20 protein-coding genes and 2 riboswitches are annotated in these 21,783 nt (G+C 75.4%); of the genes, 12 read left to right on the forward strand and 8 right to left on the reverse strand.

All coding sequences use genetic code 11. From position 1 onward, the window contains the following. Window positions 1-81 precede the first annotated feature (81 nt). Window positions 82-1,056 (forward strand): ABC transporter substrate-binding protein, encoded by a 975-nt coding sequence (locus BJ968_RS05940; RefSeq protein WP_425491564.1) that lies wholly within the window; start codon window positions 82-84, stop codon window positions 1,054-1,056. 78 nt (window positions 1,057-1,134) lie between these two features. Here BJ968_RS05940 and BJ968_RS05945 read toward each other — a convergent pair whose 3' ends face one another. The 6 genes from BJ968_RS05945 to BJ968_RS05970 all read right to left on the reverse strand — a co-directional run bounded on the left by BJ968_RS05945 (window position 1,135) and on the right by BJ968_RS05970 (window position 7,705). Continuing rightward, the gene (locus tag BJ968_RS05945) at window positions 1,135-1,731 is read right to left on the reverse strand and encodes a methyltransferase domain-containing protein (protein ID WP_179750063.1); all 597 of its coding nucleotides are present in this window, start codon (window positions 1,729-1,731) and stop codon (window positions 1,135-1,137) included. Next, on the reverse strand, window positions 1,728-3,215 hold the full coding sequence (locus BJ968_RS05950; RefSeq protein WP_218884840.1) for a pyridoxal-phosphate dependent enzyme: 1,488 nt from the start codon (window positions 3,213-3,215) through the stop codon (window positions 1,728-1,730). Before BJ968_RS05950 ends, BJ968_RS05945 begins: the two co-directional genes overlap by 4 nt. A 173-nt stretch (window positions 3,216-3,388) precedes the next feature. Further along, window positions 3,389-3,907 (reverse strand): GNAT family N-acetyltransferase, encoded by a 519-nt coding sequence (locus BJ968_RS05955; RefSeq protein ID WP_179750064.1) that lies wholly within the window; start codon window positions 3,905-3,907, stop codon window positions 3,389-3,391. After that, the gene (locus BJ968_RS05960) at window positions 3,904-5,133 is read right to left on the reverse strand and encodes an aminotransferase class I/II-fold pyridoxal phosphate-dependent enzyme (RefSeq protein WP_179750065.1); all 1,230 of its coding nucleotides are present in this window, start codon (window positions 5,131-5,133) and stop codon (window positions 3,904-3,906) included. The genes BJ968_RS05955 and BJ968_RS05960 overlap by 4 nt, the downstream gene beginning before the upstream one ends. Further along, entirely contained in the window at window positions 5,130-6,032 is a 903-nt protein-coding gene (locus BJ968_RS05965; protein ID WP_179750066.1) for a sulfurtransferase, read from the reverse strand. The genes BJ968_RS05960 and BJ968_RS05965 overlap by 4 nt, the downstream gene beginning before the upstream one ends. Before the next feature lie 160 nt (window positions 6,033-6,192). Next, window positions 6,193-6,287: riboswitch (SAM riboswitch) on the reverse strand. A gap of 47 nt (window positions 6,288-6,334) precedes the next feature. Then, window positions 6,335-7,705 (reverse strand): FAD-binding oxidoreductase, encoded by a 1,371-nt coding sequence (locus tag BJ968_RS05970; protein ID WP_179750067.1) that lies wholly within the window; start codon window positions 7,703-7,705, stop codon window positions 6,335-6,337. A 125-nt stretch (window positions 7,706-7,830) separates the two neighbouring features. Further along, a riboswitch (SAM riboswitch) is annotated at window positions 7,831-7,917 on the forward strand. 7 nt (window positions 7,918-7,924) lie between these two features. On the opposite strand from BJ968_RS05970, the gene BJ968_RS27155 reads away from it, so the two are divergent. From BJ968_RS27155 to BJ968_RS06010, 9 genes are all read left to right on the forward strand, one after another. Next, complete coding sequence (locus BJ968_RS27155; RefSeq protein WP_425491566.1) at window positions 7,925-8,005, forward strand: putative leader peptide; 81 nt, start codon at window positions 7,925-7,927, stop codon at window positions 8,003-8,005. Between the two features lie 102 nt (window positions 8,006-8,107). Next, on the forward strand, window positions 8,108-9,787 hold the full coding sequence (locus BJ968_RS05975; protein ID WP_179750068.1) for an ABC transporter substrate-binding protein: 1,680 nt from the start codon (window positions 8,108-8,110) through the stop codon (window positions 9,785-9,787). A gap of 3 nt (window positions 9,788-9,790) precedes the next feature. Beyond that, window positions 9,791-10,768 (forward strand): ABC transporter permease subunit, encoded by a 978-nt coding sequence (locus tag BJ968_RS26380; protein WP_179750069.1) that lies wholly within the window; start codon window positions 9,791-9,793, stop codon window positions 10,766-10,768. Continuing rightward, entirely contained in the window at window positions 10,765-11,613 is an 849-nt protein-coding gene (locus BJ968_RS05985; protein WP_179750070.1) for an ABC transporter permease, read from the forward strand. The genes BJ968_RS26380 and BJ968_RS05985 overlap by 4 nt, the downstream gene beginning before the upstream one ends. A 9-nt stretch (window positions 11,614-11,622) precedes the next feature. Continuing rightward, window positions 11,623-13,227 carry a dipeptide ABC transporter ATP-binding protein gene (locus tag BJ968_RS05990; protein ID WP_179750072.1) on the forward strand — a complete coding sequence of 535 codons (1,605 nt, stop codon included), beginning with the start codon at window positions 11,623-11,625 and terminating at the stop codon, window positions 13,225-13,227. 4 nt (window positions 13,228-13,231) lie between these two features. Then, complete coding sequence (locus BJ968_RS05995; RefSeq protein ID WP_179750074.1) at window positions 13,232-13,675, forward strand: riboflavin kinase; 444 nt, start codon at window positions 13,232-13,234, stop codon at window positions 13,673-13,675. A gap of 131 nt (window positions 13,676-13,806) precedes the next feature. Then, on the forward strand, window positions 13,807-14,097 hold the full coding sequence (locus BJ968_RS06000) for a GNAT family N-acetyltransferase (RefSeq protein WP_179750076.1): 291 nt from the start codon (window positions 13,807-13,809) through the stop codon (window positions 14,095-14,097). Window positions 14,098-14,122: 25 nt separating this feature from the next. Then, on the forward strand, window positions 14,123-15,202 hold the full coding sequence (locus BJ968_RS06005; protein WP_179750078.1) for a substrate-binding domain-containing protein: 1,080 nt from the start codon (window positions 14,123-14,125) through the stop codon (window positions 15,200-15,202). A 144-nt stretch (window positions 15,203-15,346) separates the two neighbouring features. After that, on the forward strand, window positions 15,347-16,510 hold the full coding sequence (locus tag BJ968_RS06010) for an AAA family ATPase (RefSeq protein ID WP_179750080.1): 1,164 nt from the start codon (window positions 15,347-15,349) through the stop codon (window positions 16,508-16,510). Between the two features lie 24 nt (window positions 16,511-16,534). Here the strand turns inward: BJ968_RS06010 and BJ968_RS06015 are convergent, their stop codons facing one another. Then, window positions 16,535-18,436, reverse strand: a complete 1,902-nt coding sequence (locus tag BJ968_RS06015) for a protein kinase domain-containing protein (RefSeq protein WP_179750082.1) — start codon at window positions 18,434-18,436, stop codon at window positions 16,535-16,537. A 170-nt stretch (window positions 18,437-18,606) separates the two neighbouring features. On the opposite strand from BJ968_RS06015, the gene BJ968_RS06020 reads away from it, so the two are divergent. Both BJ968_RS06020 and otsB read left to right on the forward strand, forming a co-directional pair. Further along, window positions 18,607-20,031, forward strand: coding sequence for a trehalose-6-phosphate synthase (locus BJ968_RS06020; RefSeq protein ID WP_179750084.1), 1,425 nt, complete (start codon window positions 18,607-18,609; stop codon window positions 20,029-20,031). After that, entirely contained in the window at window positions 20,028-20,828 is an 801-nt protein-coding gene (gene otsB / locus BJ968_RS06025) for a trehalose-phosphatase (protein WP_179750086.1), read from the forward strand. Before BJ968_RS06020 ends, otsB begins: the two co-directional genes overlap by 4 nt. A gap of 32 nt (window positions 20,829-20,860) precedes the next feature. Here otsB and BJ968_RS25495 read toward each other — a convergent pair whose 3' ends face one another. Further along, on the reverse strand, window positions 20,861-21,544 hold the full coding sequence (locus tag BJ968_RS25495; RefSeq protein ID WP_218884841.1) for an FCD domain-containing protein: 684 nt from the start codon (window positions 21,542-21,544) through the stop codon (window positions 20,861-20,863). Window positions 21,545-21,783 lie beyond the last annotated feature (239 nt).

Raw genomic sequence — 21,783 nt, forward strand, 5'->3', positions numbered from 1 at the left:
CACCCCCGACGGTCCGGCGATCCGCCGGACCGCGATGTCGGCCTGCTCCCGGGCGGGCCCGAGCACGAGGAGAACCCCTTGATCAGCCGACGTACCTGGCTCCTGTCGCTGGCCGCCACCCCCCTGGTGGTGTCGGCGTGCGCGTCGGGCAACGCCGACCCCGCCGCGGCCCCCGCCTCCACCAGCAGCACCAGCGGCGGGTCGGGTGTCGACACGAGCCCCGAGCAGAGCGGCCGCGTCACCGTCGAGGCCGTCCCGGAGATCGCGGCGAAGGTCCCCCAGGCGATCAAGGACCGCGGGACCCTCGTCATCGGGACCACCGGCAACGGCGCCCCGCCGCTGAGCTTCAAGGCCGACGACGACAAGACCGTCATCGGCATCGAACCCGACATCGCCCTGCTCGTCGCCGGCGTGCTCGGGCTGAAGCCCGACATCCAGGCCACCAGCTGGGAGAACCTCTTCCTGTCGATGGACTCCGGCCAGTTCGACGTCGGGTTCTCGAACATCACCGTGACCGAGGAGCGCAAGGAGAAGTACGACTTCGCCTCCTACCGCGTCGACACCCTCGCCTGGGAGGTCGCGAAGGACTCGGGGATCACGTCGATCGAGGAGCCCAAGGACATCGCGGGGCTGACCGTCTCGGTCGGTTCGGGCACCAACCAGGAGAAGGTCCTGCTGGACTGGAACGAGCAGCTCAAGGCCGCCGGCGAGGAGGAGGCGACCATCCAGTACTACCAGCAGGCCTCCGACACCTACCTGGCGCTGAAGTCGGGCCGCATCGAGGCGAACTTCGGGCCGAACCCGACCGCCGCGTACCACGCGCTGGTCGCGGGCGACACGAAGATCGTCGGGACGGTCCCCGGCGGCGGCACCATCCAGGCCGACATCGCCGCGACGACGAAGAAGGACAACGGCCTCGTCCAGGCCCTGGCCGACGCGCTGAACCACCTCATCGAGAACGGCGCGTACGCCGAGACCCTCGAGCGCTGGAACCTGTCCAACGAGGCCGTGCCGACCTCGCAGATCAACCCGCCCGGTCTGCCGAAGACCAGCTGACCCCGACGCACGACGGCCCACCCGCTGCGGCGGGTGGGCCGTCGTGCGTCCGCCCCGGCACCGGGCCGGGCCGGGGTCTCAGTCGCCGTGGCGGCGGGCGACCAGGTGCCAGTGCGACACCCCGCTCACCTCGTCGACGACGTCCCGCTCCTCGTGCACGATCTCGCACCCGCTGGCCAGCAGCGCACCGCGCACGAGGTCGCGCTCCAGCCGCAGCAACCCGGTGCGGGCGGGGCGGCCGACGGGGGCCAGGAGGGAGACCGCACCCCCGGCGTGGACGGAGGAGGTCAGGGCCGCGACGTCCGCCACGACCTGCGCGAGGGTCCCCCGCGCGGGCAGCACGTCGTGGCACAGGACCAGGTCGAACGAGCCCGACCCGCCCGCCCGGTGGTGCGTCAGGGCGGCCAGCGCCGCGATGTCGTCCAGGTCCGCGTCGACCGTGCGGACCCGGTGGGCCACACCGGCCTCGGCGGCCCGTTCCTGGGCCGCCGCCAGGGCCCGCCCCGAGGAGTCCAGCACGGTCACGTCGTGGCCCAGGCGGGCCAGCTCGACCGCGTCGCGGCCGTCGCCGCCACCGGCGTCCAGGACGCGCAGCGGCGGGGCGCCGAGGCCGGCCAGGACGGGGGCCAGCGTCCCGGCGACGAGCGCGCGGCGCGACCGGGTGCCGGTCCTCACGCCCCGTCCTCCGGGGTGCGGGGCAGTCCCAGGCGCGCCCGCCGGACCCAGCCGGCGACGCGGCCGTCGACCAGCACCCACGCGGCCGGGAACTCCCCCAGCGCCTCGCGCGCCTCCTGCGCGCCCTGCCCGACCCCCACGTGCGGCAGGGGCGGGTCGGCGACCTCGCGCAGCGGGGAGCGCGCCCGCGCCGGGTCCTCGCGCACGAGGGCGCGCAACCCCGCCAGGGTCGTGGCGGCCACGACGTCGCCGAGGGCGCGCGGCCGGCGGGCCTGGTGGCGCGGCAGGACCACCGCGAGCGGTGTGCGCCCCAGGGCCCCTTCCGCGATGGCCTGCTCGACGGCCTGCCCGACGGTCAGGTCGGCGGCCAGGGCGATGGGGCCGGGGGCGTCCAGGGCGCCTTCCGGCAGCAGGTCGCGCACCGGGTCCTCGACGCCCTCCTCGAGGAAGCCGTTGTGGCGCAGCCAGTCGTCGTCGAAGTTCTTCGACAGGTAGGCGCGCCCGGAGTCGGGCAGCAGCACCACGACGACGTCCTGCGGGCCCAGGCCCTCGGCCTCGCGCAGCGCCACCGCGACGGCCGCGGCCGCCGAGCCCCCGACGAGCAGCCCCTCCTGCCGGGCGAGCCGGCGGCCGGTCAGCAGGGCGTCGCGGTCCTCGAACGGGACGATCGCGTCGAGCACGCCGGGGTGGTAGGACTCCGGCCAGACGTCCTCGACGGTGTCGGGGTGCAGGTAGTGGCCGATGGACTCGACCGCCCACGGGCTGCCGTCACCGCCGGAGTACGTCGAGCTCGCCGGGTCGACCCCGACGACGCGGACCCGGCCGCCGCTGACGGACTTCAGGTACTCCCCCGTGCCGGAGACGGTGCCGCCGGTGCCGACACCGGCGACGAACGTGGTGAGGCGCCCCCGCGTCTGGGCCCAGATCTCCGGGCCCGTCGTCTCGCGGTGGGCGGCGGGGTTGGCCGGGTTGTCGTACTGGTTCGCGAGCCACCCGCCGGGGATCTCGGCGGCCAGCCGGACCGCGGTGCTGTGGACGTGCCGCGGGTCGTCGCGCGGCACCCCGCCGGGGACGACGACGACCTCGGCGCCGTAGGCGCGCAGGACGGCGATCTTCTCCCGGCTCGTCTTGTCGGGGACCACCACGACGACGGGGTGGCCGAGCTGGGCGCCCACGACGGCCAGCCCGACCCCGGTGTTCCCGGAGGTCCCCTCGACGATCGTTCCGCCGGGGCGCAGCGAACCGTCGGCGCGGGCCCGGCGGACCATCCACAAGGCGGCGCGGTCCTTGACGCTGCCGCCGGGGTTGTTCTGCTCCAGCTTGACGTAGACGGCGGCCTGCAGGTGGGACGCGGTGCGCCGCAGGCGGATCAGCGGGCTGGAACCGATGGCGTCGAGGACGGACTCGTGGACGGGGCCGGCGCTCACCCCCAGGCGGAGGTCGTCGGTGGTCCCGGTGATCGGCAGCCGTTCGAGGGTGCTCACGGTGGGCCTTCCGGTGGTGGGGCGGGGACGGGGGGCGAGGGCCGGGCCCGGCGACGAGGGCACCGGGACGGCACCGGCGGACCGCGCGGGGTCCGGCGGTCACGCGGACGGGGTCCACCGTCCCGGGCGGGAGCACCCGCGCCCGCGGTCGCCGGGGCGGCGCGGCCCAGGGGTCAGTCGAAGTCCTTGCCGAAGCAGCGGCTGTGCGCGACGGCGTCGTAGGGCGGGTAGACGGGGACGGGTGCCCAGCCCTCGCGCTCGTACAGCGCGATCGCCTCGGGTTGCCGGTCGCCGGTCTGCAGCACGAGGCGGCGGACGCCGAGCTCCCGGGCCGACCCCTCGACCCGGCGCAGCGCCTGCGCCGCCAGGCCCCGCCGCCGGTGCGCGGGGCCGACGAAGACGCGCTTCACCTCGTGCCGCAACGGCTCCCCCGCGACGGACAGCCGGCGCAGGCTGGCCGTCGCGGCCGGTTCGCCGCCGGCCAGCGCGAGCCACGCCACGTCGACCTCACCGGCGGACGGTGCCGGCGGGTAGGACCGGGGGGCGCCGTCGGGGTGGGCGTACCGGGGGCCGATCTCGGCGTCCATGAGGGCGCGCAGGGCCGCGACGCGCGGGTCGTCCCAGCCCGTGGCCACCCACGTGACCACGGCCGGCCCGCCCGTCCCGGCACCCGTCTCGAGGCGGACGGTCACCGGCGGGCCAGCGGGGAGGCGAACGCGACCGCGACGCGGTGCACGGCCTCGCGCAGCTCCTGCGGCGTCAGGTCCGAGAACCCCCAGCGGAAGTGGTCGGGGAACTCGTGCGGGCCGACGGGGCTGAAGTACCGGCCGAGCGGGAAGTCGACGGCGTTCTGCCGGGCCGCCTCCAGCGCCCTCTCCAGGTCGATCGCGGGGTCGACGACCCGACCCCAGACGAAGATGCCGCCGTCGGCCGGCGGGACCTCCAGGACCCCGGTCAGTTCCTCCGTGACCGCGGCCAGCAGCGCGTCGTGCCGCTCCCGCAGCACGGACCGGCTGTGCCGCAGCGCCTCGACCAGGTTCCCCGGCGTCGCCAGGAAGCGGTGGACCGCCCGCTGCACCACGAGGGAGGTGTGCTGGTCGGAGTCGCGGCGGGCGTCCAGGACGGCGCCGATCAGCCACTCGGGGCCGGCGATCCAGCCCAGCCTCAACCCCGGCCCCAGCGTCTTGGAGAAGGTGTTCACGTGCAGGACCTGCTCGGAGGCCAGGTCCAGGTCCTCGGCGGGCGTGCCGTCGAAGCGCAGCTTGCGGTAGGGGTCGTCGGACAGCACGAGGAAGCCGTACCGCTCGGCGAGCTCCACGAGCCGCCGGCGCGAGGCCGTCGGGGCGCTCGTGCCCGTGGGGTTCTGGAAGTCCGGGATCGTGTAGACGAGCTTGGGGCGCAGCCCGGCCCGCAGCTGGGACTCCAGGTCGTCCAGGTCGATGCCGTCGGGCCCGGTGGCGACCGGCCGGGTGTCGACGCGCCGCTGGCGCAGCAGCGTCAGGACGAGCGGGTACGTCGGGTTCTCGACGAGCACCACGTCGTCGCTGTCCAGCAGCGCGTCGAACACGAGCGCCAGGGAGTGCAGGGCCCCGTTGGTGACGGCGACGCGCTGGGGCGCGGTGCCCTCGTCGGCCGCGATCCACTCGCGCAGCTCGGGCAGACCCAGCGGCACCGAGTAGCGCAGCGACGGCGCGGCCGGGTCGGCCAGCTCCTCGGCGAAGGCGCGCGACAGCCCGGCCAGCGGCAGGGCCGCCGCCCCGGGGACCCCGCCGTGCAGGCCGATGGTGCCCTCGACGGGGCTGGCCGGGCGCGGCCCGAACCCCACGGCGGGCAGCACGTCCCGGGCCCGCCGCGACAGCAGGTGCGGGCCGCTGAGCAGTTCGGGGTCGAGCCCCGCCCCGTCCTCCAGGAGCGTCACCGGGCCACCTGCCCCGGCTCGGCGCCGACGGCGATGGGCACGCGGACCGCGTTGCCCCACTCGGTCCAGCTGCCGTCGTAGTTGCGCACGTCGGGCAGGCCGAGCAGGTGGGTCAGCACGAACCACGTGTGGCTGGAGCGTTCCCCGATGCGGCAGTACGCGATCGTCGGCTGATCGGGGTCCAGGTGCGCCCCACCGGTGGTGTAGAGGGCTTCGAGGGCGGCGCGGTCCTTGAACCGGCCGTCCTCGGCGGCGGCCTGCGCCCAGGGGACGTTCGCCGCCCCGGGGACGTGGCCGCCGCGGACGGTGCCCTCCTGCGGGTAGTCGGGGATGTTCGTGAGCTGGCCGGAGTACTCCCCAGGGGAGCGCACGTCGATGAGCTGACCGCCGAGGTGCGCGCGCACGTCGGGCAGGAAGGCGCGGATCGTGCTGTCGTCGCGGTCCACCACGGGGTAGTCGGTCGGGGTGCGCTCGACGGTGTCGGTCGTCAGCTCCCGCCCCTCGGCGGCCCACGCGGCCCGGCCGCCGTCGAGCAGCCGGACGTCGGGGTGCCCGAACAAGCTGAAGACCCACAGCGCGTAGGCCGCCCACCAGTTGTTCTTGTCGCCGTACACGACGACGGTGTCGTCACGGCTGATCCCCTTGCGGGACAGCAGCTCGGAGAAACCCTTGCCGTCGAGGTAGTCGCGGGTCACCTGGTCGTTGAGCTCGGTGTGCCAGTCGACCTTCACGGCGCCGGGGACGTGGCCGGTGTCGTACAGGAGGACGTCCTCGTCGCTCTCGACGACGACGAGGCCCTCGCGGCCGAGGTTCTGCGCCAGCCAGGCGGTGCTGACGAGGCGGTCGGGGTGGGCGTAGGCGGCGAACTTGGGGTCGCTGGTGTCGGCGGGGGTGGGCATGGGTGTGCTCCGGGGATCGGTGGGACGAGGACGCTGGGCCGGGCCTCAGCGACAGGCGCTGCTGGCGCGGCGGCACAGGTCCACCACGCGCCGGCTGCGGGCGTGGAAGGGCCTGCCCGGACGGCGCCGGGGAGCACGGGACGTGCGGTGCTGCATCGATCCTCCATCGTTCCCGGCGGAAGCACCCGCACCCGTTCGCACGGGGGGTTGCTGCGGCGTCACGGAGCCAGGTCTCTCAGCCGCTCTTGATGGTTGCCCCACCACTCTCGCGGGACCGCGAACCGGTTGTCAATCCCCCGCCCTCACAGGGCCTTGCCCGGGTTGAGCAGGCCCAGCGGGTCGAACACGGCCTTGATGCCGGCCTGCAGCTCGCGCACGCGCGGGGCGAGCTCGTCGGCCAGCCACCGCTGCTTGGCCGTGCCGATGCCGTGCTCGCCGCTGATGGTCCCGCCCAGGCGCAGCGCCGTCGCGACCACCTCGTCGGCGGCCGCCTCCAGGCGCTCGGCGGCACCGGGGACCTCGTCGGCGAACAGCAGCGGGTGGAAGTTCCCGTCCCCGGCGTGGGCCACCGCGCGCACCGAGACCCCGTGCGCCGCACCGATCCTGGTGATCTCCCGGTGGAACTGCCCGATGCGCGAGAGCGGGACCGCGACGTCCTCGCCCACGGCCAGCTCGTCCTCCAGCGGACCACGGCCGGTCCGGCGCAGCTCCCAGTGGAACTCCGCGTCGTCGCCGTGCAGGCGGCGGGTGCGCCCCCCGGCCCCGGCCAGCGCCGCCTCCACCTCGGCCGCCTCGGCCTCGGCCCCGTGCCCGTCGGTCTGCACGAGCAGCAGCGCGTCGCCGTGGGCGGCCAGGGACGTGCCCGAGTGGGCGTCGACGTCGCCCAGCGTGGGGCCGTCCAGCAGCTCGACGACGGCCGGTCGCGCCGTCCCCGCCGTGATCGCCAGCAGGCCCTGCGCGGCCGCGTCGACGGAGTCGAACCAGGCCGCGACGGTCTCCTCCCGGACCGGCCGGGGCCGCAGCCGCACGGTGATGCCCACGACGACCCCGAGCGTCCCCTCCGAGCCCGTGAACAGCCCCACGAGGTCCAGCCCGGTGACCCCCTTGATGGAGCGGTGCCCCGTCGAGACGAGGGTCCCGTCGGCCAGCACCACGTCGAGGGCCAGCACCGACTCGCGGGTGACGCCGTACTTGGCGCACCGCAACCCCCCGGCGTTGGTGGCGACGTTGCCGCCGATGCTGGAGACGCGCCAGCTCGCCGGGTCCGGGGCGTAGCGCAACCCCAGCGGCGCGAGCGCGGCGTCGAGGTCGGCGCCCAGCACGCCGGGTTCGACCCGGGCCACCTGGTCGGCGGGGGCGATCTCGAGGATCCGGTCCAGCCGCTCGGTGGACAGCACGATCCCGCCGGCCACCCCGACCGCTCCGCCCGACAACCCCGTTCCGGCCCCGCGCGGCACCACCGGCACCCGGTGCCGGGTGGCCCAGCGCAGCACCGCCTGGACGCCCTCGACGTCGGCGGGGCGGACGACGGCCAGGACCCCCGCGGGGGCGTCGACGCGGGACCGGTCCGTCACCTCGTGCGCGGCGAACCGGACGTCCACGGCACCCGGGAGCGCGGCGTCGAGCTCGGCCAGCGGGCCCGTCAGGACGTCGGGGAGCAGTTCGGTCGTCATGGGTTTCTCCGATCGGGTGGGGACCTGGAGCACCCGGGGTCGTCACGGGTGCGGTGGGGGGAACACCATCGCACACCGGGGCGGGCGGGAGATTGACGACGGCTGAGAACTCTGCCACGCTCCCACCACCATCCAGAGCGGCTGAGAGACCTGGCTCGACGACGCCGCAGCAACCTCCTTCGGGAAGGTGCTACCGCCAGGACCGATGGAGGAAACCTGATGCGGTCCCCGCTGTTCCTGACGACACGTCGCCACGTCGACCTGTTGCGCCAGTCCAGCGCGCTCCCACCCCGGCGCTGAGCCCCCACCGCGGACCGGCGACCGGCCGCGGCCAGCACCCTCCCCGCCGCGCCGGAGACACCCCGGGCGGTCCACCCCGCACGTCCGAGGAGCCACGTCCCCATGTCCAGCAGCACGTCCGGCACCGGAGCCGACAAGCACCACCCGTCCCGCCGCACGGTCTCCGCCGCCCTGGGAGCGGGAGCCGTCGGGACCCTGCTGTCCGCCTGCGGCGGCGGCGCGTCGGGCGCGGACTCCGCGTCGGGCTCCGGGAAGGCGAAGCAGGGGGGCGACATCGTCTTCCTCATCGACTCCCTCGGCGACACCTGGATCCCCGACAACAGCGCCATCTCCAGCTTCCAGGGGAACGTCTGGGGGCACGTCACCGACAAGCTCGTGTACGTCGACGGCGAGGGGGAGGTGACCCCGTGGCTGGCGGAGAAGTGGGAGCAGAACGAGAACGCCACCGAGTTCACGCTCCACCTCAAGAGCGGCGTGACGTTCTCCGACGGCACCGCCCTGGACGCCGCGGCCGTCGTGGCGAACCTCGACTACTGGGCCAAGGGCCAGGCCGACAAGGGCGTCAACCCGATCGGCCTGTTCCCCAAGACGTACCTGCAGGCCTCAGCCGCCGACGCCTCGACCGTCGTCGTCGAGTTCAGCGCCCCGACCCTGGGGTTCATCCCCACGCTGGGGTACCACGGGTCGATCCTCATCTCCCCCAAGACGATCGCCCTGCCGACCGAGGGCCAGGCCGACCTCTCCCAGGTCAGCGGCTCCGGCCCGTTCACCGTGAAGAGCTGGAAGGAGGGCGACAACGTCGTCCTCACCAAGCGCGCCGACTACGCCTGGGGACCGCAGGCCCTCGGCAAGACCGACGCCGCCACCCTCGACACCATCACGTACAAGATCGTCAAGGAGAGCTCGCTGCGCACCGCGAGCCTGCAGTCCAACCAGGCCGACGTCGTCTTCAACGCCACGCCGCAGGAGCTCGACGGCCTCAAGGGGGCCGGGTTCACCGTCGCCACGCCGCGCTACCTGGGGTTCGTCCACGGCTACCGGCTCAACGCGTCCGTCGCGCCCTTCACCGACGTCCTCGTCCGCCAGGCCTTCCAGCACGCCGTCGACCGCGACGAGATCCTCTCCACCGTCTACACCAGCGACTGGAAGAAGGCGGAGTCCTTCATCCAGTCCAACGTGCCCGAGGCGACCGACCACTCCGCCGAGTTCACCCACGACGCCGCGAAGGCAAAGGCGCTGCTGGACCAGGCCGGCTGGGTGGCCGGGGCGGACGGCAAGCGCAGCAAGGACGGCCAGCCGCTGGCGGTCACGCTGTTCCCCAACCCCTACCTCGTCACGTCGCAGGCGATCGACGAGCTCGTCGCCCAGCAGCTCGGCGCGGTCGGCTTCACCGTCGACCTGCAGACCTTCGACGTCGTGACCTACGGCCAGCGGGTCACCGGCAACAAGACCCTGTCGAACTACGAGGTGACCCGCAGCTTCATCGACGTCGGCACCGTCGCCAGCATCCTCACCAGCGCCAACAAGGGCGAGGACTGGTTCGGCCTCGGCGAGAGCGACCAGACGCTGAACCAGCTGCGCGACGACGTCGCGGGCGCGGTCGACGAGGACGCCCGCACCACCTCGGTCGACCAGCTGCAGCAGTACGTCCTGGAGCAGGGGCTGTTCATCCCGCTGGAGCAGATCGTCCAGCGCATCTACGCCTCCCGCCCCGACCTCAAGGGCGTCAGCTACAACGGGGTGGCGTACGCGAACTTCTACACCGCCCACCTCGAGGGCTGAGCCGTGCGCGGGTACCCGGGTTTCGCCGCCCGGCGCGTCGGCCAGGCCGTCGTCGTCGTCCTGCTGGCGTACGTCGCGACGTTCGTCGTCATCAGCGTGCTGCCCGGGGACCCGGTCACGAACACGCTGCGCAACCCCGAGAACGGGTTCACCGAGGACCAGATCGCGCGCATCGTCTCCTACTACGGGCTCGACCGGCCCGTGCCGGTGCAGCTGTGGGAGTCGCTGTCGCGGTTCCTCACCGGTGACCTCGGGGTGTCGCTGCGCAGCAACCGGCCGGTGTCGGAGTCGCTGCTGGAGGTGCTGCCCTCGACGCTGACCCTCGCCGGCGCAGCCCTCGTGGTCGCCGTCGTCCTGGCCGCCGCCATCGCCGTGGGCACCCAGGTCCTGCCCCGCGGCGCCGGCCAGGGCGTGCTGCGCTCGCTGCCGTCGCTGTTCCTGTCGGTGCCGAACTTCGTCATCGGCCTCGTGCTCATCCACGTGTTCGCGCTCCAGCTGAGCCTGTTCCGCATCATCGAACCCGACTCGGCGTGGGCGACGACGTTCGCGGCGGTGGCGCTGGGGATCCCCGTCTCGGCGCAGCTGGCTGAGGTGCTCATCGCCGGGCTGGACCACGAGTCGCGGCAGGAGTACGCCGCGGTGGCCCGCTCGCGCGGGCTCGGCCGGGGCCGGCTGCTGCTGCGGCACCTGCTGCGGCCCAGTTCGCTGCCCGTGGTCACGGTCCTGGCCCTGACCGTCGGGGAACTGCTGGGCGGCGCCCTCATCACCGAGACGATCTTCGGGCGCGCCGGCGTCGGCAGCCTCGTGGAGTCGTCGGTGACGACGCAGGACCTGCCCGTGCTGCAGGCCGTCGTGTCGCTGGCCGCCGTCGTGTTCGTCGTGGTGAACCTCGTCGCCGACCTCGTCTACCCCCTGCTGGACCCCCGGGTCCGCACCCCCCGCAGCACGGTCGTCCCCCGCGAGGAGCTGAGCCCGGCATGAGCGGCACCATCACGGCCACCCGGGCGCAGACCCCGGCGATCACCCGCGGCTCGGCGTTCCGCGTCCCGCCGACCGTCGTCCTGTCCTTCCTCGTGCTCGCCGTCGTCGTGGCCTGGTCGCTGGCCCCGGGCCTGTTCACCCACCAGGACCCCGTCAACGGCGTCACGGCCGACAAGCTCCTGGGTCCCAGCGCCGCGCACTGGTTCGGCACCGACCACCTGGGCCGCGACGAGTTCTCCCGCGTCGTGCACGGGACGGCCAGCTCGGTCACGAGCGCGCTCGTGGCCGTCGGCATCGGCGTCGTCGTCGGCGGGCTCGTCGGGCTGCTCGCCGGGTTCCTCGGCGGCCTCGTCGACGTGGTCCTGGCCCGCGTCGTCGACGTCCTGCTGGCCATCCCCAGCTTCCTGCTGGCCGTCATCGTCGTCAGCTCGCTGGGGTTCCAGACCATCAACGCCGCCATCGCCACCGGCGTCTCCGCCGTCGCGGTCTTCGCCCGCGTCATGCGCTCGGAGGTCCTCAAGACGCGGCGGTCGGTGTTCGTCGAGGCCTCCTTCCTGCAGGGCGGCTCGCGCACGCACGTGCTGCTGCGGCACGTGCTGCCCAACGCCTCCCGCACGGTACTGGCCCTGGCCGTGCTGCAGTTCGGCCTGTCCGTCCTCGTGATCGCCGGCCTGGCCTTCCTCGGCTACGGCGACCCGCCGCCGGCCTCCGACTGGGGCTTGCTCGTCTCGGCGGGCAAGGACTACCCGACCGCGCCGTGGCTGGTCTACGCCCCGGCGGCCGTCACCATCGCCACCGTCCTGTCCGTCAACCGCATCAGCCGCTGGCTGCGCGGCACCGACTGAGGAGATCCCGTGAGCGAACCCCTGCTGCAGGTGCAGGACCTGTCGGTGGCCTACGGCCGCACCCGGGTCGTGTCCGACGTCTCCTTCGAGATTCCCGTGGGCGGCAGCCTCGCCCTCATCGGCGAGTCCGGGTCGGGCAAGTCGACCATCGCCCGTTCCGTCCTGCGCCTGCTGCCCCGCCACCAGGCCCGCGCCTCCGGGGCCGTCCGGCTGCACGGCACCGACGTCCTGTCGATCCCCGAGCGCCGGTTCCGCCCGTTGCGCGGGCGCACCCTCGGGTTCGTCCCGCAGGACCCGGCGACCTCGCTCAACGCCGTGCGCCGCATCGGGTCCCAGGCCCAGGAGGCCGCGGCCCTCACGGGTGAGCGGGACCGTCGCGCGCGCCGTCGCGCCGTCCTGGACGTGTTCGAGCGGGTGGGCCTGCCCGACGCCGAGCGCGTCTACGACGCCTACCCGCACGAGCTGTCCGGCGGGATGCTGCAGCGCGTCCTCATCGGGCTCACCGTGCTGCCCCGACCGGACCTGCTCGTGGCCGACGAACCCACCAGCGCCCTCGACGTGACCGTCCAGCGCCGCGTCCTGGACCTGCTGACCGGGCTGCGCACCGAGCTGGGCATCGGGTTGCTGCTCATCACCCACGACCTCGCCGTCGCCGCCGAGCGCACCGACCGGATCGTCGTGCTGCGCGAGGGCCGGGTCGAGGAGGCGGGCCCGACCGCCCAGGTGTTCACCGCCCCCCGCTCGCAGTACGCCCGCGACCTGCAGGCCGACGTGCCCGCCCTCAACCCGGACCGCTACCGAGGGGACCGGGTCCCCTCGCCGGGGCCGGCCCGGCTGGAGCTGCGCGGGGTCACCAAGACGTTCGCCACGGGCACCCGCGCCCTGGACGACGTGTCGTTCTCCGTCCCCGCCGGCACCACCCACGCCCTCGTCGGGGAGTCCGGGTCCGGCAAGACGACCGCGGTGCGGGTCCTGCTGGGCCTGGAGCAGCCCGACGCCGGGCAGGTGCTGGTCGCCGGGGAGGAGGTGCAGGGGCGCTCGCACGCGCAGCTGCGCGGCACGCGCCGGCACCTGCAGCTCGTCTACCAGAACCCCTTCACGTCGCTGGACCCCACGTGGCGGCTGGACGCGCTCGTGCGCGAACCGCTGGACCGGTACGGGATCGGCGACCGCGCCGAGCGCGAGCGCCGGGTGGCGCACGCGCTGACCGCGGTGGGGCTCGCCGAGCACCTGTGGCGGCGACGGCCGACCGCGCTGTCCGGCGGGCAGCGCCAGCGCGTGGCGATCGCACGCTCGCTCGTGCTGCGCCCCGACGTCGTCGTCCTCGACGAGCCGACGTCCGCGCTCGACGTCTCGGTGCAGGCCGACATCGTGGAGGTCCTCGTGGCGCTGCAGCGGGACCTGGGCCTGACGTACCTGTTCGTCTCCCACGACCTGGCGCTCGTGCGGCAGTTCGCCGACACCGTCACCGTGCTGCGGCACGGCCGCGTGGTCGAGGAGGGGCCCGTCGAACGCGTCCTCACCGACCCGCGCGAGGAGTACACCAAGGCCCTCGTCGCGGCGGTCCCGCGTCCCGCGCTGCCCGCCGAACCCGCCCTCGGAACCTGGAGGTAGTCCCGTGTCCCTGCGCGTCCCCGGTCCCCGCACCCGGACCGGCCCGCCCGCCGCGGTGGTCCCCGCCGTGCTCCGGGGGGTCGTCGAGCACGGCGACGCCCGCGGCCGGCTCCTGGGGTTCCCGACCGCCAACGTGACGATCACCGGGACCGGCCCGGCCGACGGCGTGTGGGCCGGGACCGTCCAGGTCGACCCCGGCCAGGACGGCCCCGTGCACGTCGCCGCGGTCTCGGTGGGCCGCCGGCCCACGTACTACGCCGACGGGGAGCGGCTGCTGGAGGCGTTCCTGCTCGACGTCACCCTGGACCTGTACGACCACGAGGTCCTCGTGACCCTGCACCGGCACCTGCGCCCGCAGCTGGCGTTCGCGGGGTCGGACGAGCTCGTCGAGCAGATGCACCGCGACGTCGCCGCGACACGCGAGTGGGCCGCCGCGGCGGTCCGCTGACGTCGTCCCGGGGTCGGTGGGGTTCGCACCGTTGTGACAACGCTGCCGGTGAACGCGAGCGTTGTCACAACGATCCGAACCCCGACCGACCCGCGCGGAAGCCTCCCGGCGCCCGCGGTGTTGGCACCGGCATGAGCACCGCTGACGACCTGGTCGTGACGCACGACGAGCAGGCGCACCGCTGGGAGGGCCGGCTCGACGGGGAGGTCGTCGCGCTCGCGGACTACGTCCCGCGGGGGTCCTCGATCGCGATGGTCCACACCGAGGTCGACCCGCGGCACGAGAACCAGGGGCTGGCCACGAAGGTCGTGGACGCTGCCCTGGCCGACGTCCGCGCCCGGGGCCTGAAGGTCGTGCCCGCGTGCTCGTTCGTGCGCCTGCACGTGCGGCGGCACGCCGAGGAGTACGCCGACATCCTCTGAGCACCGGACAGGGCACGATGTCCCCGTGGTCAACGCACAACCGCGACGTCGCGCCCGCCGCAGCCGCCCCGACGGGCCGGTGACGCTGGACGACGTCGCCCGCGAGGCGGGGGTCTCCCTCGCGACCGCGTCACGGGTGCTGAACGGCAGCACCCGCGTCGTCGGGGAGGCGCTGCGCGAACGCGTGCACGCCGCCGCGGCCCGGCTGGACTACAGCGCCAACGCTCAGGCCCAGGCGATGGCGCGGGGCCGTTCCGACGTCGTCGGGCTCGTCGTCCACGACATCGCCGACCCGTACTTCTCGTCCCTGGCGGCGGGGGTCATGAACGCCGCCGAGGGTTCGGGGGCCATCGTGACCCTCTCGGTCAGCCGCGGCGACGCCGCCCGCGAGGTGGCGCACGTGGCCGCGCTGCGCCGCCAGCGGGTGCGCGCGGTGATCCTCGCCGGGTCCCGCTGGGCCGACGGCGCGAGCACCGACGCCCTGCGCGCCGAGCTCGAGGCGTTCCGCGCCGGCGGCGGGATCGTCGCCGCCGCCACGCAGGACCTCCTCGGGGTCGACAGCGTGCTGGTCGACAACGCCGGGGGCGCGCGGCGGCTGGCCGAGGCCGTCGTCGGCCTGGGGTACCGGGAGTTCCTGCTGCTGGAGGGGCCCGGGGACCTGCTGACCGCCCGCGAGCGCGCCGAGGGGTTCCTGGCGGGGCTGGCCGCCCACGGCCTGGCGCCGGTGCACCGGCTGAGCGCCCCGTTCACCCGCGACGGCGCCTACGACGGCGTGGCGGAGTTCCTGGCCCGCGACCCGTTGCCGCGCACCGCAGGACGTCCCCCGGTGCTGCTGGCGGCGAACGACGTCATGGCGGTGGGGGCCGTCGCGGCGGCCCGGGACGCCGGGCTGGACGTGCCGCGCGACCTGGCCGTGGCCGGTTTCGACGACATCCCCACCCTGCGCGACATCGCCCCCGCGCTGACCACCGTCCGCCTGCCCCTGACCGACATCGGCGGCCGGTTGTTCGCCCTGGTCGACTCCGCCGACGGCGGCGCGGCCCGCCGCGAGCACGTCGAGGGCGAGGTCCTGGTGCGGGCGAGCACCCCGGACCTGCGGGGCTGACGACCTGCGGGGCTGACGGCCTGCGGGGCTGACGACCCGGTCGACGCGGGTTCCGCGGACGGCCGGGCCGTGGAACCATCGTCCATGGACGCCGAGGACCGACCGCGACCCACCGCGCCCGCACCGCTCGACGTTCCCGGGGGTGTGCCCCGGGACGTGCCCGACGACCTGGCCGGGCGGGTCGTCACCCTCCTGGGTTCCCCCGACGTCCCCGGGGAGGTCGGCGACCGGTTGCGCCGGCTCCTGCACGACCTGCCCGCGCGCCGGGACCGCGCGTGGCGGGAGGAGGTGCAGCACCTGCGCACCGTGGCCTCCGTCCCCTGGCTGCGCGCCCCGCAGGGGTGGCGGGAGCACCGGGACCTCAGCGCGGCGGTGGACCGGGAGCTGCACCGGCACCGCGGTGCGCGTCACGCCGGGCAGGTGTTCGTGGAACACGCCGCGCTGCGGGCGTTCCGCAACCGCCCCGCGGTGCGCTCGGGGTCCGGTGGCCGGCTGGGGACGGCGATGCTGCTCGTCGGTCCGCCCGGGGTCGGCAAGACGCGGCTGGCCGGGGAACTGGCCCGGGCCGCCGGCACGGGTTTCAGCACGATCGGCCTGGCCGGGCAGTCGGACGGCACGGCCCTGCGGGGTTTCCCCCGGACGTACGCGCGGTCCCAGCCCTCGGTGGTGACGACGGCCCTGGTGCGCGCGGGCCGGCGCGACGCGGTGATCCTGCTCGACGAGGTCGACAAGCTCGGCCCCGGCGGGTCCGAGGGCCGGCCCGCGGACGCGCTCCTGGAGGTCCTCGACGGTCGCGGGGAGTTCCGCGACGACCACCTGGACCTCCCGCTGCCGTTGTCGGAGGTGTGCTGGATCGCGACCGCGAACGACCTCGGCGCGGTTCCCGCGCCGCTGCTGGACCGCGTGGAGGTCGTCCACGTCACCGGGTTCGCCCGCCTCGAGCGCGAACTGCTCGTCGTCGAGCGGCTGTGGCCGCAGGTCCTGCAGGACGTGGGCCTGTGGCCCGTCGACGGCGTCCGGCCCGAGACCCGTCTCGTCCTGCGCCCCAGCGCGGCGCGGCTGCTCGCCGCGGGCAGCGGGACGCGCGACGAGGAGGGGCTGCGGACCACCGAGCGGCGCCTGCACCGGCTGCTGGCCGTCCTCGCCGCGCGGATCCCGCACGCCCTGGAACTGCTGGTCCGCCGGCCGGAGGTGCCCGCGCTGGAGATCGACGAGGGTGCCGTCGCCGACCTCCTGCCCGAGCTGCGGGCGCACCGGGACCCCGGCGAGGTCGGCGGGCCGGGACCGATGCGGTTCGGCTACCTGTAGGGCGGGTCGCCCGTCAGCGGCCCGTCAGCTCAGCCACGTCAGCGGTGAGGAGCTCAGCGGCCGCCAGTCGGGCGTCGTCCCGCCCAGGACCATGAGCAGCGCGGCGAACGCGACGAGCAGCAGGACGCCGATCGCGACGCCCGTCTCCCGCTCACCGCGCAGGACGCTGCGGACGGCGGTCCGGGTGCCCCGCTGCAGCGACCGGCCGCCGGGACCGTGCCAGGCGACGAGGGTCCCGGCCAGGCCGCTGAGGGCCAGGGTCCACGGGCTGGCGTACCCGCCGAGGAAACCCCGCCCGAAGGTGCCGAGGATGAAGGCGACGCTCACCCCGACGAGCAGCGGGATGATCGAGGCGAACACCGTCGACAGGGCCGCGCGCAGCGCGTGCCACGGTGTCGCGGCCCCCACGGCGAGGGCGTCGGTGGACCGCGGGCCGGCCTCCCAGCGCCGGCGGAACAACCCGGCCGCGGCGCGGTCGACGGTGCGGGCGAGCGTGGCGCCCGCGACGGCGAGGACGACCCCGGCGGCCGGGGCCACGGCGAACACCCCCAGCAGCGCGAGCAGCCCGGCGAGCAGCGTCCAGGACCGTTGCGGGCGCGCGGGTTCGCCGTTGGTGCCCAGGCGCGGCGCGGGTTCGGCGGGCCGGCCCGCGGGGTGCTGGGGGTGGGGCTGGGCTGCGGCCGGCTGCTGCGGGCCGGGGCCCGGCACGCGCGGGATCCAGCCGGGGGGTGCCTGCTGGGCGGGCGGGCGCTGGGCGGCGGGCTGCGGGAAGGGGGCGGTCGGCGGGGCCGGCCGGACGGGCGGCAGCACGCTGGTCGCCTCGGCGGAGGACTCGGCGGAGGGCCCGGCGGGCGGCACGGCGGGCAGCTGCGCCGTCCCGCCGGGCGCCTCGTCGGCGATGAGCGACTCGAACCGCGAGCGCGGCGCCCGCTGCGGCGGGGCCGCGGGCGCGGGCACCGCGGTGGTGCGGGCCGCGTGGTCGGTGCGGGCCTGCGGGCCGGTCGTCGCGCCGTCCAGGGCCCGCAGCAGCGCCTCGGGGTGCGGGCGGTGCGCCGGGTTGACCGCGAGCGCCGCGAGGATGGGCCCGCGCAGGTCGGCGGGCACCCCGGACAGGTCGACGTCGGCGCGGCGGACGCGGTCGAGGACGACCTCCATGGGGCCGCCGCCGAAGGGCGGGCGGCCGCTGGCGGCGTAGGCGACGGTGGCGGCCCAGCCCCACCAGTCGGTGGCCGGGGACACGAGCCCGCCGGCGACGACCTCCGGCGAGAGGTACCCGGGGGTGCCCATGACGAGGCCGGTGGAGGTGAGCCGGACGTCGTCGGCGACGTGGGCGATGCCGAAGTCGATGACGACGGGCAGGCCGTCCAGGAGCAGGACGTTGCTGGGCTTGAGGTCGCGGTGCACGACGCCGGCGGCGTGGATGGCGTGCAGGGCCTCGGCCAGGCCGTGGCCGAGGTCGCGCAGGGTGCTGCCGCGCAGCGGTCCCCGCGTCTGGACGACGGTCTCCAGCGGCGGGCCGGGCACGTAGCGGGTCACGAGGTGGGGCCACTGGCCGTCGACGTCGGCGGCGAGGACCTCGGCCACGCGCGGGGAGCGGACCCGTTCGAGGGTGGCGACCTCGCGGGCCAGCCGCTGGCGGGCCTGCGGGTCGGCGGCGATGTGCGGTTTGAGGACCTTCAGGGCGACGGCGCGGTGCTCGTCGTCGAGGCCGAGGTAGACGATGCCCATGCCGCCCTGGCCGATCTCGCGGTCGAGGCGGTAGGGGCCGAGCCGGTCGCCGGGGGCGGGCGCGTGCAGGTGGGGGCGCCAGTCCTGGGCGGGGGTGGGCTCCACCCGCAGGTCCGGGCGGGGACCGGGGCCACCCGCGCCCGTGTCGACGGCGCGCGTGCGCGCCTCGCCGCCGGAGTGCGGGTAGGGGGTGACCACGCCCCCACGGTACGGCAGGCGGGCGCGCCCGCCGGGGCGCGCACGGGCTCTTCACACGGTCGTGATCGCCGCGGGACGGAGCGCTCACGCCCCGCGGTGGGGATCACGGCGGGTGCTCACGCGCGGTCACCGATAGGGTCGCCGCACAGCTACCCCGAGGAGGATCACCCGTGGCCGGCGATTACGACCTGGTGGTGGTGGCCAACCGGCTCCCGGTGGACCGCGTGGAGGAGCCCGACGGTTCGACGTCGTGGCGGCGCAGCCCCGGTGGTCTGGTGACCGCGCTGGAACCGGTGATGCAGCGCGAGGACGGCGCGTGGGTCGGGTGGGCCGGTGCGCCCGGCGAGCCGCCGGAGCCGTTCGACGCCGAGGGCGTGCGCTGCGTCCCCATCGGCCTGTCCGCGGAGGAGGTCGAGGACTACTACGAGGGCTTCTCCAACGGCACGCTGTGGCCGCTGTACCACGACGTGATCGTGGCGCCGGGCTACCACCGCAGCTGGTGGGAGGCGTACGTGCGCGTCAACGAGCGGTTCGCCGAGGCCGCGGCCGAGCAGGCCGCCGAGGGCGCGACGGTCTGGGTGCAGGACTACCAGCTGCAGCTGGTGCCGCGGATGCTGCGCCGGCGACGGCCGGACCTGCGCATCGGGTTCTTCAACCACATCCCGTTCCCGCCGTTCGAGATCTTCGCGCAGCTGCCGTGGCGCAAGGCGATCATCGACGGGCTGCTGGGCGCGGACCTGGTCGGTTTCCAGCGCGCGGCCGACGCCAGCAACTTCACGCGCGCGTGCCGCCGGGCCTCGAACCTGCCGGCGCGCTCGGGCCGCATCCGGCTCGACGACGAGGGCGGCCGCGAGGTGCGGGCCGCGTCGTTCCCCATCTCCATCGACTTCGGCGCGCTGGACGAGCTGGCCCAGCGCGAGGACGTCAAGGCGCGGGCGGCGGAGATCCGCCGCGACCTGGGCAACCCCGAGCACGTCCTGCTGGGGGTGGACCGGCTGGACTACACCAAGGGGATCCTGCACCGGCTCAAGGCGTTCGAGGAGCTGCTCGACGACGGCGCGGTCAAGGTCGAGGAGGCCTCCCTCATCCAGGTGGCGACGCCGTCGCGCGAGCGCGTCGAGCAGTACATCCAGCTGCGCCAGGACGTCGAGGTGACGGTCGGGCGGGTCAACGGCACCCACGGGACGATCGGGAACACCGCGGTGCACTACCTGCACCACTCCTACGGCAAGGAGGAGATGGCGGCGCTGTTCCTCGCGGCGGACGTCATGCTGGTGACGGCGCTGCGCGACGGCATGAACCTCGTCGCCAAGGAGTACGTCGCGGCCCGCCACGACGAGCGCGGGGTGCTGGTGCTCAGCGAGTTCACCGGCGCCGCGGACGAGCTGGGGCAGGCCCTCATGGTCAACCCGCACGACATCGACGGGCTGAAGGGGACGATGCTGCGGGCGCTGCGGATGTCCTCGCGCGAGTCCGGCCGCCGCATGCGGTCGATGCGCCGGCGCGTCGCCGAGCACGACGTGCAGCGGTGGGCGGCGTCGTTCCTGCAGGCCCTCGGTGAGCACGCGTCGCGGTCGGGGGCGGGCCGGGAGTGAACGCCACCGGGCCCGGGACCACCCCGGACGCCGAGCTGGACGCCGCGCTGCGGGCCTTCGCGGCGCGGCCGCGGGTGCTCGTGGCGCTGGACTTCGACGGGGTGCTGTCCCCCCTCGTCGACGAGCCGTCGGCGGCGCGGCCGCTGCCGGAGGCCGTCGCGGCGCTGGAGCGGCTGGTCACCACGACGGACGTGGCGCTGGTCTCCGGCCGCGACCTGGACGACCTGCGCGCGTGCGCGGACCCCCCCGAGGGGGTGGTGCTCGTCGGCGGGCACGGCACGCAGAGCTCCCTGGAGGGGGCCGCGGGCGGGCAGGCGCTGACGGCCGGGCAGCAGGACCTGCTGCAGCGGCTGGGGGCGGCCCTGGACGGGATCGCCGCCGGCCGCGACGGGGTGCACGTGGAGCGCAAGCCGATGTCGGCGGTCCTGCACACCCGGCGGGCCTCGCGCCCGGACGCCGAGGCGGCCACCGAGCAGGCCCTGGCCGGGCCCGCGCGGTGGGAGGGCGTGCACCCGCTGCGCGGCAAGGAGGTCGTCGAGCTGGGGGCGGTGGAGCTGGGCAAGGGCGCGGGGCTGCTGCGGCTGCGCGAGCGGCTCTCGGGCGAGGGCCGGCCCGTGGCGGCGGTGCTGTTCGCCGGTGACGACGTGACCGACGAGAACGCCTTCGCGGCGCTGTCGCCGGCCGACGGGGACGTGACGGTGAAGGTCGGGCAGGGCCCGACCGCGGCGGCGCTGCGGGTGGGTTCGCCGGTGGAGGTGGCCCGGCTCCTGCACGCCCTGGCGGACCTGCGGGGCTGAGGGGACCGCCACCGGGGGCCGGGGCGGGCGGGTCAGTGCTGCAGCGTCGTGCGCAGCCAGGCCTCGACGTTCGCCACGTGCAGCAGGGCCGCGGCGTGGGCGCGCTCGCGGTCCCCGTCGCGCACCGCGGCGTGGATGGCCGCGTGCTCGGCGATGGTGCGCTGGCGGGAGTCGGCGACGGTCAGGGCCCGCCAGACGCGGGCGCGCACGGTGGCCCCGGAGATGCCGCGCAGGATCGCGGCGAGCGCGTCGTTGCCGCTGGCGGCGGCGACGGCCCCGTGGAACTGCTCGTCGTGGGCGACGAGGGTCTCCTCGTCGGCGGCCTCCTCCATGCAGCGCAGGTGGTGGGCGACCAGCTCCAGGGCGTCGGCGTCGGCGCGGGCCGCGGCCAGGGCGGTGGCCTGCGGCTCGATGAGCCGGCGGCACTCCATGACGGCCAGCAGGTGCTCGTCGGCCATGAGGTCGACGGCTTCGCCGATCCCGGTGAACAGCAGGTCGGGGGTGAGGCTGGTGACGTAGGTGCCGTCGCCGCGGCGCACCTCCAGGACCCCGGCGGTGGCCAGGGCGCGGACGGCCTCGCGCAGCCCGGAGCGGGAGACGCCGAGCTGCTCGGACAGGGCCGCCTCGGCCGGCAGGCGCTGCCCGGGGCGCAGGTCCCCGCGACGGACCAGCTCGCGGATGCGCTCGATGGCGGCCTCCGTCAGCGGTGCGGCCACACCCACCCCCTGCTCCCCCGCGCCGGGGCACGGCGTCCCGGCGGCGAGCTCATTCTGCCCCGACCGCCCGCACCCTAGACATCTGATGTCTGCGCCGGTTAGGTTCGACGCCAGCAGCTCAGCCCACGAGCCGGGAACCGGAGAGCCCCCCACCCAGACCCCGCACCACCCGCGCGGACGGCACCGTGGCCGCCCCGCACCCCCCCCGCACCCGTCCCGGCGGACCCGCCTCGCGACCA

The sequence above is a fragment of the Kineococcus aurantiacus genome (genome assembly GCF_013409345.1).
Lineage (GTDB): Bacteria > Actinomycetota > Actinomycetes > Actinomycetales > Kineococcaceae > Kineococcus > Kineococcus aurantiacus.